We start from the raw sequence: 15,909 nt of genomic DNA, 5'->3' as shown, positions 1-15,909 counted from the left end.
TGGGGAGTTTCCCCCACGCTTATCTCATAATGCATCTTTAATCACTTTTTTATAGTAGCTGACAGATAATAATCCGAAAACTGAATATAGGATTGTGTATAATACCATCACGATGATCATTGGTGTCCATAGTTCTGTTCCAAAAAAGAACCAGCCTGATTGGACCGCAAAATAACTGTGCAACAACCCGATTAGTAATGGGATCCCAAAATTAAATAGTTGTTTTCGCTTAATGCCTTGAAGTAAATCATATCGAGTAAACCCTAATTTTCGTAAGATCGTATAATTTGGTTTTTCTTCTTCGCTTTGATCCATCTGTTTAAAATAAAGAATGCATCCAGATGTGATTAAAAAAGTTAATCCGAGAAAGCCAACAATAAACATCATTAACCCCATGCTTCTTTTTTGTTCATCACTCAAATCAAGTTGGGATGTGTGTGGACTAGTAGCTGTGAATTCCTCATATAGTTCATTAAACAGCTCATTTGCTTCTTCAAGATCAGCTGGATTAGAAATATCAATTCCAACATTGGTAGAAGACTCCTTTTGAATTGCCTCATCTAAATTATTACGTAATGCTTCGAATACAGATTCATCAACAATGATAGCTGGTAGCCCACCATTGGTAAAATATAATGGAATAACGGATTCATCTTTCATTCCTACATAATGGAGAGGAATCACATTCTCTTTTGCTAGTAATTCAATATCTCCACGATCCTTAAATGTTAAAAACCCTTCCAGTGTAGAGGTGTATCCTGTAAAAATGGCTTCTTCTGATACTATATTTACTGATTTCACCTGTTCGTCACTTACAATAGGAAGTGGAAATTGTTTAGGATCAAAGTTTACTTCTTCGATTGTATCTAAGATTTGTACTAGATTCACATCTGCCTGGATAACATCTGTGATTGTATCACTGTATGGAATATCATTTGCGTCTAAGGCTTCTTTAAACTTATTAGCATCCTTCTCATTCGTGATTGAAAAATCTGCAATAACATAGTTTTCCGCACTTTTTTCAGCGGAGTAATAGGAAATATAGCTTAACGACAATAATCCAATCGCCAGCGCTGACACTGTTGTAATAACGGTTAACAATAATGCATTTGATTTCATTTTGAACATAAGAGACGACAGTGATAACACATCACTGATCGTGAGGTAGCCTGCTTTTTTCCGACGAATGAGATTCATGATAAAACTGACTGACCCTTTGTAGAAAAGATAAGTACCAATGATGACCGCAGCGAGAATTGCTATCATAGCAAAAAAGAGTTCATCCATTGATGTAAAAGTACCACCAAATAACTTTGATGATAGATAGTAGCCAGACATGATTAATATAATTCCAATTACCCCGATCATCATTTCCAAAATAGATATTTTTTTCACATGATATTCACTTGATCCTTGCACTTTAAATAGTGATAGAATGCTATGTTTTTTAATGAACAGGTAATTCATTATCATGATGAACAAGTAAATAATCGTAAAAACAATCACCGTTTGGATAAATGCTTGCCAAGAAAAGTTAAGGGTAGCACTTGTTTCGACTTTGGTGACTTTGAATAAAATCATTGTAATGACTTTCGATCCACTAAACCCTAAAAAGGTCCCAATAATAGTAGCACTGAAATATAGAACCATATTTTCCGCACTTAAAATACGAAAAATCCGTTTTTTTCGCATGCCGATTAATTGCAATAAACCAATTTCTTTACTGCGTCGTTTGATAAAAATCGTATTGGCATATAACAAAAAGACAGCTACAATTGCTATGAGTACGACAGAAGCAGTTCGTATAGCAGCGGCACCTTTAATGGATCCCTTCGCTTCATCCATTGCTGGGTCAAATTGCAGTGTAACAAAGGCAAAATATAGCGCAACACTAAAGATCAATGCAAATATATAGAGGTAGTAGTTTTTTAGGTTGTGTCTAAGGTTTCGAAAAATAAGCTGCCTAACGCTCATCTTGCACACCACCTAAAATACTTTGGGTTTTCAGTATATCTTTGTAAAATTCCTGTCTAGTTTGTTCTCCTTTTGTTAGTTGGGTGTATAGTTGTCCGTCTTGGATGAACATTACGCGGTTACTAAAACTAGCTGCTGTCATATCGTGTGTAACCATCACAACCGTTGCAAAACGATTTTTATTTAGTTCACTAAGTTTGTTCAACAGATCTGATGCGGATTTTGAATCCAATGCACCTGTTGGCTCATCGGCAAAAATAATGCTAGGCTTATGAATGAATGCACGTGCAGCGGAGGTTCTTTGTTTTTGACCACCTGACAATTCACTTGGATATTTATCTTTTACATCGTAAATGCCGAGTTCCTTTGCTAAACCGTCAAACTGCTGTAATGCATCTTTCTTGGAAGTGTTCGCAATCGATAAAGGTAACAGGATATTTTCCTTCGCTGTTAACGTATCTAGTAAATTATATTCTTGAAAGATAAATCCTAAGTGATGCTTTCGAAATTCTGCTAGCTTTTTTTCCTTCATGGCTGTAATATCATAGTTTTTGATTGTAATCATTCCACTGCTGACGCGATCAATAGAAGATAGGACATTTAACAAGGTAGTCTTCCCAGATCCAGATGGCCCCATAATGGAGACAAACTCGCCTTTATCAATGGTGACATCAATCCCTTTTAACACTTCCTGCTTGTTAAACTTATTCCCATAGATTTTATGTATTTTGGCTGCTTCTAAAATTGCCACTTTCTCATCACTCCTTATATAATTACCTTTCCTATTTTGAATTATAAGAGCATTGAAAGTAAATTTCCTTCGATTGAACAAACAAATGAAGAAAGCATGTGACAATTTTGTCACATGCTTGTCATTGCTAAAAAAGTATTCTTTTGGGGGAATTTTAGTGTAAAGGTGGTTCCCTTTCCAAGAGTGGAGTCTACTTCAATATTGATCAATAGTGCGTTGGCCACTTTCTTTGCTAAGTATAAACCCATCCCTGTTGCATTGCGATCTTGATGTCTGCCAGTAGATGTAAATCCTTTTTCAAAAATACGGGGTAAGTCTTTCGGGTCAATTCCTATTCCACTATTTTTTATCGTTAAGAAAGTTTTGTTGTCCTGTTCAAAACTTGTCACTTCAATCTCAGAGGCTTCACTATATTTCACTGCGTTCGTTAGAATTTGACGTAATATAAAAGAAAGCCACTTTGTATCACTAAGCACTTCAGCCTTCTGTAGTTTCACATCAAAACCAATCCCTTTTTGAATGCACCAGGATTGTAAGGTTCGAATTTCCTCAAAGAGGGTTGGCTCTAATGACACTTTTTCAATATGTAAATCATTCTCAATCGAGGAAATACGCTTTTGATGAAGTTGTTGGTCTAGCAATAAGTGGACACGTAACCATTCAAACATTAATTGCGTTTTTACTTCTTTATCTTCTACTCGATCAATCAGTAAGTTTATTGTGGATAAGGGTGTTTTTATTTCATGTATCCATGAGAGGATTTCATCTTTTTCTTGTTCTAATGCTACCTGTTTTTTAGTGATCAACTGCTGTAGTTGCTCTGTTTGTTCTTCCATACTTTGTGCAATCATTATTTCAAAAGGACTTTCTGGCTCTTGGACACTAGTTAAGTCAAGATTATTAATACGAGAACCAAGGCTTTTATAAAACGATGTTTCTTTCGGATAGCGAATTACCAAAAATAATAGAAAGATAATCAATGATAAAAATACAATATATATAATTGGTTTAAGCGGTACTGTTGCATCAAGATATGCAATGATGACACTAAGTATTTGTAAGGAAAGAACTAATATAATCCAACTGCGTCTTTCCCTTAAATAGTCTTTTATCATGATTTTGCCTCTTCCTTTGCGATATATCCTTGGCCAACTTTTGTTTCAATATAATTGCCTAATCCGATTTCTTCTAGTCGTTTTCGTAATCGATTGACATTGACGGTTAACGTGTTGTCACTAATAAATTGTTTATCATTCCATAATCGTTCCATTAATTGTTCCCTTGAAACAATTTTATTTTTAGACTCGATTAATTGCTTTAAAATCAGCATTTCATTTCTGCTAAGTTCAATTGACCCAGCATGATTAGAAATAGTGTTCGCCTCGTAATCGACTGTTGAACCACACCATGATTTGAGTTCGATTTTTTCGGTATTGTAATCATAGGCGCGTCTTAGTGTTGCTTGAATTTTTGCGATCAACACATCAAAATGAAATGGCTTCTGGATATAATCATCTGCACCAAGCTGCATGGACATGACCATATCTGTTGGGTGATCACGTGAAGACAAAAAGATTATTGGAACACTAGAATGAGAACGAATCATGCGGCACCAATAAAAGCCGTCATATTTAGGTAACTGAATATCGATAATGACTAAATCTGGCTTAATTTTAGCAAACGATTCTAGCACATTACTAAAATCATCAATTCCTGTAACACTATATGACCACTGACTTAAACGCTCTTGAATCTCTTTAAATAGGGATTTGTCATCTTCTACTAGTAAAATCTTAAACACTTTCATCACCACCAATATTATATTATCAGAGTACGGATATATCTGTCATGAAAGCAAATATACAAGTTATATAAATAATAACTACACAGGAGATTGTATAAGATATGAAAGACAATTTATAAAAGGTGTATTTAATGATGCATTATATAAGATATATCCTCTTTTACTATGTTAAGATAATTCATGGTGAAAGTAGTGATTTTTGTTTTTAGCTTTTTAGTTCGTACCTTTCATTCAAGATAGTTATTTTTTATTAGTGTGAATGGTATCGATAAAACATGAGATAACTAATTATACATAATAAGTATGATTTTTAGGAGGTTTCAAAATGGAAAAATTCGTTAGGGTTTTACTTATAGGTTTTATCCTATTCCTTGCTGCTTGTGGTACTGATAATAATGAAGGAGAAGAAGGCGGAGAGGAACAGGAAGATAAAGGATCTATTTCGATTGGAATGAATAACTGGGCAGAAAATGTAGCAGTTTCGAATATGTGGAAAATTATATTAGAGGAAGAAGGATATGACGTTTCGCTAGAACCTGTAGAAAAAGCAATTCTATATGAAGGACTTGTGGCGGGGGACCTGGATATTGGGATGGAAATATGGCTTCCTAATACTGATAAAGCATTCTATGAAGAACACGAAGAAAATATTGATTGGCGCGAAACTTGGTATGAGGGAACTGATTTAGCTCTTGTTGTTCCTTCTTATATGGAAGACATAAATAGTGTGGAGGATTTAAAGGGGAATGAAGAACAATTTGATTCTGAGATTATTGGAATTGATCCAGGGTCAAGTATTATGGGGTTAACAGAAGAGGTTATTACCGAATATGATTTAGATTATGAGTTAGTTGCATCCTCCGAACCAAGTATGTTAGCTGAATTGCAAAATCGCATGGAAAATGAAGAACCAATTGTCGTTACACTGTGGAAGCCGCATTGGACATTTGCCGAAATGGATTTAAAAATATTAGAAGAGCCTAACAATATTTATGGTGATGCTGAAAACATTTCGTATGCAGCACGTGAAGGTTTAGAAGAAGATCATCCCGAAGTCGTAGAATGGTTTGATAATTTTATGCTAGATGATCAACAGCTAGGAAGCTTAATGGCAGAATTAAATGAAGCAGATTCAGAAGAAGAAGGAGCACAAAACTGGATTGATGATAATCGGGACCTCATAAACGAATGGATAGGCGAGTAGGTGCCTGTCACGACTCGAATTTTGTCGAATGGATTACGTGGAAGAGAATTCTTTCACGTAATTTTTTTATCCCGTATGTAACAGGCAGTAAGACCCACACTGATTGAAGTTTCACTTTATATGTTAGGTTTTTTCTTGGCTATACTCATTTGTGTTACACTATATAACATATTAATTCGGTATCTGACATACAGTTAATCTGTCGGATACAGTGGAGAGGTTGATTGAATGCCAACTATCGTGGAAGTGAAGAATTTGAAAAAGCGTTATAAGGATTTTGAAGCGGTAAAAGGTGTAAGTTTTGATGTAGAACAGGGTGAGATCTTTGGGTTTTTAGGTCCTAATGGTGCTGGGAAAAGCACGACGATTAATATGCTATCAACGATTATTAAACCATCATCAGGCACTGCAACGATTAATGGTTATGATATTGTCCAAAAACGAAATAAGGTACGCTCCAGTATTGGTCTTATTTTTCAAGCGTCCACTTTAGACGAAAAGCTAACTGCCAATGAAAACTTAATGCTCCATTGTAAATTTTATGGTGTAGCGAAAAAACTACGAGAAGAGAGAATCCAAGAAGTATTACAGATCGTTGATTTAACAGATAAACGCTACAACATTGTCGAAACATTCTCTGGTGGGATGAAGAGGAGACTGGAAATTGCTAGAGGGTTGCTTCATTATCCACGAGTGTTATTTTTAGATGAACCAACTGTTGGGCTAGACCCACAAACCCGTGCACATATATGGGATTACATACTGAAATTAAAGGAGAAGGCAGGAATTACGATCTTTTTAACAACTCATTATATGGATGAAGCAGAAATTTGTGATCGTGTTGCCGTGATGGACCATGGAGCCTTAATTGCACTAGATAAACCAGTACAGTTGAAGAAAAATGTTGGTGGAGATATTTTAGAAATTGCGACAGAAGATAATGTAACAGCGAAATCACGAATAGAAGAAACGTATCAAACAGAAGTGCTGGAAAAAGAAGGAATTCTTACCTTTCAAGTGGAGCGTGGAGATGAATTCTTAGTTCAGTTTGTCAAAGAATTTGAGATTCCGATAACAAGTGTCAATTTAAGGAGGCCAACCTTAAATGATGTATTTCTGAATTTGACTGGCAGAGAAATAAGGGAAGAAACAGTGTCCCAAAAAGATCGTATGAAGCAAGGGAGGGGACATTAATGGAAGGGATTTTTGCAATATGGCAACGGGATATATTGAAGTTTTTTCGTGATCGTTCACGTCTAATTGGGTCATTTGCCATGCCATTTATGTTTTTAATCCTATTTGGTAGTGGAATGAGTGGTGCGATGTCATCTATGCTAGGTGGCAGTGAAGCTGGAGCACTCCGTGATTTCGATTTTGTTGAATTTATGTTTCCTGGAATTATTGGAATGACCGTATTTAACACCGCCATTTTTTCTGCTTTATCCGTTGTTCAAGATAAAGAATTTGGCTACATGCGGGAAATTTTAGTTTCACCGATGTCACGTGTTTCCATTGCAATTGGTAAAGTGCTTGGTGGAAGTACAGTTGCTGTTTTCCAAGGCTTATTGATGCTTGTGTTTGTTCCTTTTATCGGGGTTTCTATTTCCTTTGTTACCATTATCCAGCTTATTCCTACGATGTTTCTAGTAGCATTTGCAATATCTTCGTTCGGTTTACTGATTGCTAGTACACTGAAAACAACTCAAGGTTTCCAAATGGTAATTCAGGTACTTATTTTTCCGATGTTATTTTTGTCTGGAGCTTTATTTCCGCTAAATGGACTTCCTTTTTGGATGGATATTCTTGTGAAAATAAATCCTTTAACATATTCTGTGGATATGTTTAAAAAAATAGTATTTGATATAGATGCGATGACACCTGAACTTATCGAGGCAATGGGACTTAATTTATCTATATTTAATCATGTTATTTCATTTACAGAAGAGGTATTGGTTGTTGGAGCTATTAGCTTAGTTTTTGTTATACTGGCAACCTACAAGTTTTCTACTACAGAAGCTTAAAATCTTTAGGAGAATAATATAGATGTCAAACTTACGTGCGAGATAATTCTTTCATGTAAGTTTTTTTGTTTTTTGGAAATTCCGGCTGTCTCCATGTAAATGCCAAGCGAAACCTGAACCTCGACCTGTGAAGACTGAATCCTGCCAAGCGAAAATTGAAATATGGAACATAACACTGAACCATACAAAAACTCCATCATCGTAACACAAAGGAAGAAATAGGATAGGTTATTTATTTATTTTTGTAAATATTTTAATTTTTATAAAAATAGTGTTGACGAGCGATGAGAAGACTCTTATAATAGTCATTAATTTAAAAAAAATCAGACTATTAATTCCACACAACTATAATCTAGTAAATCTTTTACTAGGATCTTAGGTTACTCAACTATAAAGTAAGTAGGAAGGATGAGAAGATGGGGAATTCAGTTTTTTTAAAAGGTGCTACATTAATTGATGGAAATGGAGGCGAAGTAGTTCAAAATGCTGGGATTTTAGTAGAAGGAGAGAAGATTGTAGCAATTGGAGAGGCAAACAGTGTAAAGGTACCTGAAACTGCCGAGGTAGTTGATTTGCAAGGGAAAACTGTAATGCCTGGGTTAATCGATGCTCACGTTCATATTATGGGTGGAAAAAGTTTAAACCTTGCAGCTTCGGCCCTAGAACCCACAGAAGTACAGATGGGAAGAGCGTTAAATGATATGCCAAAGCTCATTAATGCAGGTTTTACGACAGTACGGGATGTTGGCAGTATTCTTGCCGTACATATTAAGACATTGATGGAGGAAGGGCAGTATAAAGGTCCAAACATCCAAACGTCTAACCAAGTCCTTAGCCAAACAGCTGGACATGGTGATATGCATATGCTTCCACCTGAATTTAATACATCCCGCATTTGTGACGGTGTGCCAGATTGTATGAAGGCAGCTCGTGAGCAGTTTCGTGCTGGAGCAGACTTAATTAAAATTTGCTCGACTGGTGGTGTTCTTTCTGAAAAAGATGATCCACGCTGGCCTCAATTCACAGTTGATGAAATTAAAGCTATTGTGCATGAGGCAGAGGCAGTAGGATCCTATGTTGCATCACATGCACAAGGAGCAGAAGGGATCAAAAATGCCCTCGTTGCAGGAGTAAAAACAATTGAACATGGTATTTACATTGATGATGAAGGTATTGACTTAATGGTTAAGCAATCCGCATATCTTGTACCGACATTATCGATAGTCAAACGGATTGTTGAAAGAGGTCACCTCCACGGAGTGCCAGAATTTGGAATTAGAAAAGCGAAACGAGTCTATGAAACACACAAGGAACATATGGTTAAGGCTTATAAAGCAGGTGTACAAATCGCCTTAGGTACAGACTTTGCTGGGTGTGATCCAGTTGACCATGGGGAGAATGGACTGGAGTTAGAATTGTTAGTAAAAGATGTTGGGATGAGTGCCTCAGAGGCGATCCAGGCAGGTACCAAGACTGCAGCCGAAACACTTGGAATCGAGGATACACTAGGAACGATCGAAGCTGGAAAACAAGCAGATCTACTAGTGGTTGAAGGAAACCCACTTGAAGATGTTACCACCTTAGTGAATACCGACAATATTAAACAAGTATATGTGAAAGGTGAATTACTAAAAGACATCTCATAATAAATATGTTTAAAAAAATAGGAGGAGTGATGCCATGTTTGACCTGCCAATGGTCGCCTTTGCGATGATATTCTTACTTTTTGCCTTTGGAGAATATATTTCGATTGTTTCAAGAGCTAGAGTTCCCATGTTATTTGTGGTCTTAGCTGGTTATTTGCTACTAGTATGGTTTGGGGTTTTCCCAAGCAACTTAGTCGAAAAGGCTAATCTAGCAGCATTTGCTGCTTTAATGCCTGCACCTTTAATCGTTCATATGGGGACATTGATTCCATTTGAACAATTAAAACAACAATGGAAAACAGTATTGATTGCATTATCAGGAATTGTAGTGGCGGCAATTTTAATTATTTTGATCTGTATGCCAATTATTGGTTATGAGTCATCTGTTGCTGGGGTAGGTCCATTAACTGGTGGTATCTTAGCCTTCGTCATTACATCTGAGAAACTGCAGGAAATTGGCCAAGCAAGTTTAATTACGATACCAGCCTTAATACTCGGGATACAAGGATTCATTGGAATGCCACTAGCGTCTAATTTTTTACGGAAGTATGGGGTGAAATTACAAAAACGAATTAAAGATGGCAGCTATACCGAAACAGCTGCAGCATTGGCAGAGGAAAGTGTGGAACAAGAGGAGGAAAAGAAACCGAAGCGAACCTCTCTATTACCCGAAAAATATCAAACTCAAATTGTCTTGTTAGCACAAGTTTTCGTTGGTGGTGCTATTGCCATCGTCTTAGGAGAAGTAACACCAATTAATTATAGCTTGTGGGCGTTAGCTATTGGGATTATTGGTTCCTATTTCAAATTCTATCAAGGAAATATGATGGAACGAGCAAATTCCTTTGGTCTTTCGATGGCAATGATTATCGTTGTTACTCTAACATCGATGGACGGCATTACCCCAGGAATGTTTGCAGAAGTTTTACCAGAGGTCCTATTAATTCTAACAGTTGGAATTGTAGGGATCATCATTGGTGGTACGATTATGTCCAAAGTATTTAAATGGGATATCCATAAAGGATTACCAGTAGCGTTAACTGCTTTAATTGGCTTCCCTGGTGATTATATCCTTTGTGAAGAAGTTTCCCGTAGTGTTGGGTCCAACAAAAAAGAACGAGAGTTAATTTTTAATGATATTTTAACACCGATGATTGTTGGTGGATTTACGACAGTTACTGTTGCGTCCATTATGATAGCAAGTATTTTAGTTGGTACATTATAAGAGAATAATTCTAATAATTCTAAATAAAGGGAGTGGAGTGTTAATATGAGTTATACGCTAATTAAAAACGGAACGGTAATTGATGGAAATGGTGGCGAACCACTTAAAAATGGTGCGGTTTTGTTAAAAGAAAATAAAATTGTAGAGGTAGGAAGGGAACAGGACCTTCCACATGTGGATGATGTTGAAGTAGTGGATGCCAATAATGGTTTTATACTTCCAGGCTTATTTGATACACATGTTCATTTAATGTTTGAGCAGGAAGGATTAGCAAAACAACTAGAAAATCCGTTCTCCATGAAATTTTATAAAGCGATGCATTATATGAAAAATACACTAAATGCTGGGATCACCTCTGTCAGGGATGCGGGTCATATGGATATTGGTGTAAAACAATCTGTGGAACAAGGATTATTAGAAGGTCCGCGGATGCAAATTAGTATTAACCCACTTACGATTACTGGTGGACATGGCGATAACTGGATGTTGTCTGGCATTGATAAAACTAGTCCAGGTTATCCGTCTATGCCAGATGGTCTATGTGATGGACCTGATCAAGTGCATCAAAAAGTGAGAGAGATGCTACGTGCAGGTGCTGATATTATTAAGGTTCATGCAACTGGTGGTGTTATGAGTCCAACTGATCATCCTGAATTCACGCAATTTTCCCAGGAAGAATTAGAAATTATGGTTAGAGAAGCTAGATTTCGTAAAGGGGTAAAGGTAATGGCACATGCTCAGGGTGCAGAAGGGGTTAAAAATGCGGTACGTGCCGGCATACACTCTATTGAACATGGTCTATATTTAGATGATGAAGCTTTTGAATTGATGGTACAGCATGGAACCTATCTTGTACCAACTCTACTCGCTCCTGTTTCCGTGTTGGAACAAGCAAAACAAAGTGATGTGATTCCAGGGTATGCATTGGAAAAAGCGAAGGAAGCAGTGGAAGCACATCATGAAAGTGTTGTAAAAGCATACAAAGCAGGTGTGAAAATTGCAATGGGTACAGATGCTGGTGTAATGCCACATGGAACGAATTTGCGCGAACTTGATTTAATGTGTAAGGCTGGCATGAGTCCAATGGAGGCAATTGTTGCAACAACAAAAGTTGCAGCAGAATGCATGGGCTGGGATGACCATCTTGGAACCCTTGAAGAAGGGAAAGAAGCAGATCTCATCATTACGAAAACAGATCCACTTGCCCATATTGCATCACTAGAAGACACAAATAACATTGAATATGTGATGAAAAATGGAAAAGTAGTGAAAAACATTCAGAAGACAAATGTTCCAGTTTAATAGAATAGTGGAAAGTGGGGAGGAGCTATCTCCCCACTATTGTTTTTGGTTTTTGTATTTGAGCTTTACTTTGCTCCCATTCCGCACGCTCCATGCCATGTAACATCCATGGTGAAGGTAATTTAAATTGATGGTTAGAAGGAAGGGATGCAGCTTTTTCTTTCGTCATATCCATCCAAATATAAGTTTCTTCCTCTGTTTGAGTTTGTAGCTTGCGATATTCATTTGCAATCGTTTCCCATAACCCATTTTGCTCAGTCATATCATGCCATGGATACACGGTATGTAAATAATGGTGCTTTTTTTGATCATATTTCGTAATAACGATGCGCGTTTTTGCTTCATTTTCAAAGAAAGACCATTTTTGTAAATCATCATCAGAGAATAATTCATCTGAAGCAGGGAAGGCATAATAGCACTCATATGGAAATACGGTTGCTGATTGAACATAAACAGCTTGAAGCCAATCTCTCTTTTGCTTTATCGAATGAATGGGTTGCCAGGTTTTCGCACCAGTTTCTAACATGGATGTATCATCTGTGGTAGCACCATGTAGCGTAGAATAAACCTTAAGGCCAATTTTTTCTAAAACTCGACGAGCAGGTGTGTTTTCTTCTTGCGTATTGGCACCAACCCACTGAATCCCGTTTAGTTGGAACGCTTCGTTTAGTACATGGGAAACATTTGTCGTGGCATAGTTATTTCCACGGTAACGACGGTCACTTCTTAATCGACCTAGCATGGCATAGCGGCCAGCATAGATAGTATAACCAGCCATACTAACTAATTGATCATTTGTAAACAAACCGTATAATCGATTATTACCAGTTACGAGGTGATCAAAAACTCGTGGTACATAATCATCCTCTATACCAGTATCCATTGCTTCTATGTAAGGATAATCCTCATGTTGTAATAACCGTATCGTTGTTTGACTCATTTTTGTAGCCCTCCCTAATTTTTTTTACTATTATCGTAAATTTTCGCATTTTCTATTATAAACGTTTCACGAATTGATTTGCATGTATCTTGATTATTATTTTTTGGAAAAAAGGATAAATAAGCCGCTAGCGGATCTCCCCTCGAGGTCATAAGTTAACCCGCATTACGCGCAAAAAGCGCCACGGCGAGGCTTGGCTTATGCTTGGCAGATAAGAAACAAAACATTCTTATTGCATAAGTGCGACTAAGGCTTTCGCCAATTGGCGACAAGCCAAGTTTTCTAATCGGGGGTGACCAAGGTGCTTCTAGCTTTTGTTCCACGTTAGGAAAGTATAAAATTTTAGCTAAGAAGTAGACTCGACATTGCTAAAATTTTAATGTCCCAAGTATAATAAAAACTAACACATTCGCTAAAGGACGAGCGAATGCGAGTTTTTCTAACTAAAGGATAACTAAAAAAGCTGGATTTTTTGTTATAATAATTTTAAAATTAGTTATATTGAGAAAAATAAATTGTTCTATTACACATAAACTAGGAGAATTAGCAGCAGAAAAAAGTAGAGGATGAGTTTACATGACTGTACAAAATACAATTAAAAGAGTTTCGAAAGCGTTAGAAGGAATCCCTGGTATTGTTGGTATTGTATTGGGTGGATCACGGGCTAGAGACACCCATCATCATGACGCTGATATTGATATTGGCATCTACTATGACGAAGAAGCAGGTTTTCAAGTAGAGCCAGTTGGTGTGATTGCGACACAACTAGATGATGAACACCATGAGAACCTTTTAACTTCCCTTGGGGAGTGGGGTGACTGGATCAATGGCGGAGGCTGGCTCGTTGTAGACGGTTATCATGTAGATCTCATTTTTCGGGATATCCATAAAGTATCACGGGTAATCGATGATAGCTTAGTAGGAAATGTTACCTCACATTATCATGCTGGTCATCCACATGCGTATTTAAGTGTGATGTATATGGGAGAAATAGCAATTTGTAATATTTTAGCAGATCCAACAAACCAAATTGCGGAATTAAAAGAAAAGACGACACCGTATCCAAAACCATTACAAGATGCAATCGTTAGCTATTTTATGTTTGAAGCCAATTTCTCCCTTCTATTCACGATGGATAATGTGGACAAAGACGACATTTCTTATGTTGCGGGACACGCTTTTCGGATTATTAGTTGTCTTAATCAAGTCCTTTTTGCGCTCAATGAAAATTACTGTATTAATGAAAAAAAAGCAGTACAAATGATTGAAATGTTTCCTATTAAACCGGTGAATTATAAAAAACGGGTTGATCGACTATTCACAATGCTTTCAGCTGATAGTCAACGAACAAGACAAAGTATTGATCTATTAAATGAATTGGTGTCAGAAACCGAAAAACTAGTAAAGTGAGGTCGTGTGATACTATGTAAGGAGAGAGACTAATTAAGATTCAAACTTGAATAAGCACCAATCTTTTAGGAAATAGCCTAGTTTCCCACTTGTTTGACGAGTCTTGGATACAAAGAAGGGGCGCGTCCTTTGCACACGCCCTAATTATTTATGGATCTGTTCGCATTTTTTCTGGTAATGCATGAATCGATCCGATCAAGTCATTCAGTTTTCCTTCAATACGATGAAGTAAATAAAATGTCACCATAATAGGAAAGCCAACTTCTGTCACGAAAGATATCCATGTCTCCATTGATGAACCCTCCAATCTATGAAATAATAGGAGTCATTGCGCACTTTTTCGTGTTATCGCATGACTTTGAGGAATAGTCGCATGACTTTAACGTGTATTTGCATGATATACACGTCTGATTGCACGATTATCACCTCATCCTGCACGACTTTCAGCAATATTTACATTCCTTTATTCCAATTGACTAAAACAGACCAGAGGATAAGCCACTGGTCTGTTCCATTGTATTTATAATCCCCCTTGATTAGGAAATATCAATATCTTCTACAGTGCGATCAACTACACGTGCGCTTTTCTTTTCGACGATATCACCACCACTTGATGTGAATGCATTTTGAGTGATTACTTCATCCATTGCTGCTTTAACCGCTTCTGGATCAACAGGCTCTATTGGTTTTTCAAGTGAATATGTGACCGTTTTACCATCCTTATTTAGAAATTTAAGCTCTAATTTTTTCATTAGAAATCCTCCTTTCTATTAATTTGAATTACTTTACTACTCGTTAACTTTCGTAAATGTCGGAGCTATCCTTGCGTTCGATTTTGGTAAGAGAACGTTCTTGTAGGCCAACGAAAGCATTAGCAATAGCTAACAACTGATCTGGTGTTGCTTCTGTTTTCACGTTATTGAACGTTTTGTACTTATAAATTGGATCCCCTGTCATAATATCCTCCCCATCATATAAGACGATACGAAGTGCGGAATCGAATAAATTGGCTTGTGCCATGTCGATCACCTCCTTTCACCCATATAATCGAACAAAACAGGAAAAAGGTGGCATCTTTTTGTGAATTATTTTAAAGTGCGTGTTTAAAAAGGAGGATTAAAAGGACCGAGTCGGCTAAGGTCTCAGGCGTCCTGTTACAACGCCGACACTAGTACGTCCTGTAAGTCGGAAGTTCGAGGCAGCGTAGCTTTGAGTAGCGGACTTCCACAGGATGTGGTGACTTCTACGTTGGTCACAGGACGTGGACGGTTTTAGTAGAAGTTCCTTAGTTCATTTAATACATGAGCAACGGAAAAGCAAGCTAACGAAGAAATTCGATGTGTCATATTCACCGGACTTTTTGAACAACCTCTTAAAGAATATTACAATTTAGATGAGACTCAACGTAATAGCGAAAAAGCGCGAATATTGTAGTAAGAAAGAGGTTTTTTATCAAAGTCATAAAGAGTATTTCCTATTACTGACAGTGTTTGCTAGGGGTAAATTGACATTTTTTCCATTCGACAAAATCTGGTTAGTGACAGGCACCCTAGTAATTGTGTTATTATAATATTTGGAGTGTGAAGAAGTAGCAGGGGGTGAAAAGGAAACACGTAAGCACACTTAATGAAT

General features: G+C 37.0%; 15 protein-coding genes. 7 read left to right on the top strand and 8 right to left on the bottom strand.

Annotated elements, in window-relative coordinates; genetic code table 11:
• Positions 1 to 24 precede the first annotated feature (24 nt).
• The 4 genes from GHC26_RS05920 to GHC26_RS05905 all read right to left on the bottom strand — a co-directional run bounded on the left by GHC26_RS05920 (position 25) and on the right by GHC26_RS05905 (position 4,526).
• Entirely contained in the window at positions 25 to 1,974 is a 1,950-nt protein-coding gene (locus GHC26_RS05920) for an ABC transporter permease (RefSeq protein WP_163970341.1), read from the bottom strand.
• The gene (locus GHC26_RS05915) at positions 1,964 to 2,725 is read right to left on the bottom strand and encodes an ABC transporter ATP-binding protein (protein WP_163970340.1); all 762 of its coding nucleotides are present in this window, start codon (positions 2,723 to 2,725) and stop codon (positions 1,964 to 1,966) included. Before GHC26_RS05915 ends, GHC26_RS05920 begins: the two co-directional genes overlap by 11 nt.
• 110 nt (positions 2,726 to 2,835) lie before the next feature.
• Positions 2,836 to 3,840, bottom strand: coding sequence for a sensor histidine kinase (locus GHC26_RS05910; protein ID WP_163970339.1), 1,005 nt, complete (start codon positions 3,838 to 3,840; stop codon positions 2,836 to 2,838).
• Positions 3,837 to 4,526, bottom strand: a complete 690-nt coding sequence (locus GHC26_RS05905) for a response regulator transcription factor (RefSeq protein ID WP_163970338.1) — start codon at positions 4,524 to 4,526, stop codon at positions 3,837 to 3,839. Before GHC26_RS05905 ends, GHC26_RS05910 begins: the two co-directional genes overlap by 4 nt.
• A gap of 328 nt (positions 4,527 to 4,854) precedes the next feature.
• Between GHC26_RS05905 and GHC26_RS05900 the strand changes: the two genes are divergently transcribed.
• The 6 genes from GHC26_RS05900 (at position 4,855) to GHC26_RS05875 (ending at position 11,927) form a co-directional block, all read left to right on the top strand.
• Positions 4,855 to 5,733: a glycine betaine ABC transporter substrate-binding protein gene (locus GHC26_RS05900; protein ID WP_163970337.1), complete on the top strand. Its 879-nt coding sequence runs from the start codon at positions 4,855 to 4,857 to the stop codon at positions 5,731 to 5,733.
• A gap of 228 nt (positions 5,734 to 5,961) precedes the next feature.
• On the top strand, positions 5,962 to 6,927 hold the full coding sequence (locus GHC26_RS05895) for an ATP-binding cassette domain-containing protein (RefSeq protein WP_163970336.1): 966 nt from the start codon (positions 5,962 to 5,964) through the stop codon (positions 6,925 to 6,927).
• Complete coding sequence (locus tag GHC26_RS05890; RefSeq protein ID WP_163970335.1) at positions 6,927 to 7,754, top strand: ABC transporter permease; 828 nt, start codon at positions 6,927 to 6,929, stop codon at positions 7,752 to 7,754. The genes GHC26_RS05895 and GHC26_RS05890 overlap by 1 nt, the downstream gene beginning before the upstream one ends.
• Positions 7,755 to 8,170: 416 nt before the next feature.
• The gene (locus GHC26_RS05885) at positions 8,171 to 9,400 is read left to right on the top strand and encodes a metal-dependent hydrolase family protein (RefSeq protein ID WP_163970334.1); all 1,230 of its coding nucleotides are present in this window, start codon (positions 8,171 to 8,173) and stop codon (positions 9,398 to 9,400) included.
• 34 nt (positions 9,401 to 9,434) lie between these two features.
• Positions 9,435 to 10,625 carry a hypothetical protein gene (locus GHC26_RS05880; RefSeq protein WP_163970333.1) on the top strand — a complete coding sequence of 397 codons (1,191 nt, stop codon included), beginning with the start codon at positions 9,435 to 9,437 and terminating at the stop codon, positions 10,623 to 10,625.
• Between the two features lie 45 nt (positions 10,626 to 10,670).
• Positions 10,671 to 11,927 (top strand): metal-dependent hydrolase family protein, encoded by a 1,257-nt coding sequence (locus tag GHC26_RS05875; RefSeq protein WP_163970332.1) that lies wholly within the window; start codon positions 10,671 to 10,673, stop codon positions 11,925 to 11,927.
• Between the two features lie 25 nt (positions 11,928 to 11,952).
• On the opposite strand, the gene GHC26_RS05870 is transcribed toward GHC26_RS05875, so the two are convergent.
• A complete protein-coding gene (locus GHC26_RS05870; protein WP_163970331.1) occupies positions 11,953 to 12,867 on the bottom strand; it encodes a GNAT family N-acetyltransferase in 915 nt (304 codons plus the stop codon).
• A gap of 576 nt (positions 12,868 to 13,443) precedes the next feature.
• On the opposite strand from GHC26_RS05870, the gene GHC26_RS05865 reads away from it, so the two are divergent.
• The gene (locus tag GHC26_RS05865; RefSeq protein ID WP_163970330.1) at positions 13,444 to 14,277 is read left to right on the top strand and encodes a nucleotidyltransferase domain-containing protein; all 834 of its coding nucleotides are present in this window, start codon (positions 13,444 to 13,446) and stop codon (positions 14,275 to 14,277) included.
• A gap of 148 nt (positions 14,278 to 14,425) precedes the next feature.
• On the opposite strand, the gene GHC26_RS05860 is transcribed toward GHC26_RS05865, so the two are convergent.
• The 3 genes from GHC26_RS05860 to GHC26_RS05850 all read right to left on the bottom strand — a co-directional run bounded on the left by GHC26_RS05860 (position 14,426) and on the right by GHC26_RS05850 (position 15,297).
• The gene (locus tag GHC26_RS05860; RefSeq protein WP_163970329.1) at positions 14,426 to 14,569 is read right to left on the bottom strand and encodes a YvrJ family protein; all 144 of its coding nucleotides are present in this window, start codon (positions 14,567 to 14,569) and stop codon (positions 14,426 to 14,428) included.
• Between the two features lie 244 nt (positions 14,570 to 14,813).
• Complete coding sequence (locus tag GHC26_RS05855; protein WP_163970328.1) at positions 14,814 to 15,029, bottom strand: DUF2922 domain-containing protein; 216 nt, start codon at positions 15,027 to 15,029, stop codon at positions 14,814 to 14,816.
• A gap of 43 nt (positions 15,030 to 15,072) precedes the next feature.
• Complete coding sequence (locus GHC26_RS05850; RefSeq protein WP_163970327.1) at positions 15,073 to 15,297, bottom strand: DUF1659 domain-containing protein; 225 nt, start codon at positions 15,295 to 15,297, stop codon at positions 15,073 to 15,075.
• Positions 15,298 to 15,909: the final 612 nt, after the last annotated feature.

The organism is Oceanobacillus halotolerans (assembly GCF_010993955.1).
Classification (GTDB): domain Bacteria; phylum Bacillota; class Bacilli; order Bacillales; family Amphibacillaceae; genus Oceanibacillus_A; species Oceanibacillus_A halotolerans.
This window is presented reverse-complemented; position numbering and strand designations above follow the sequence as displayed.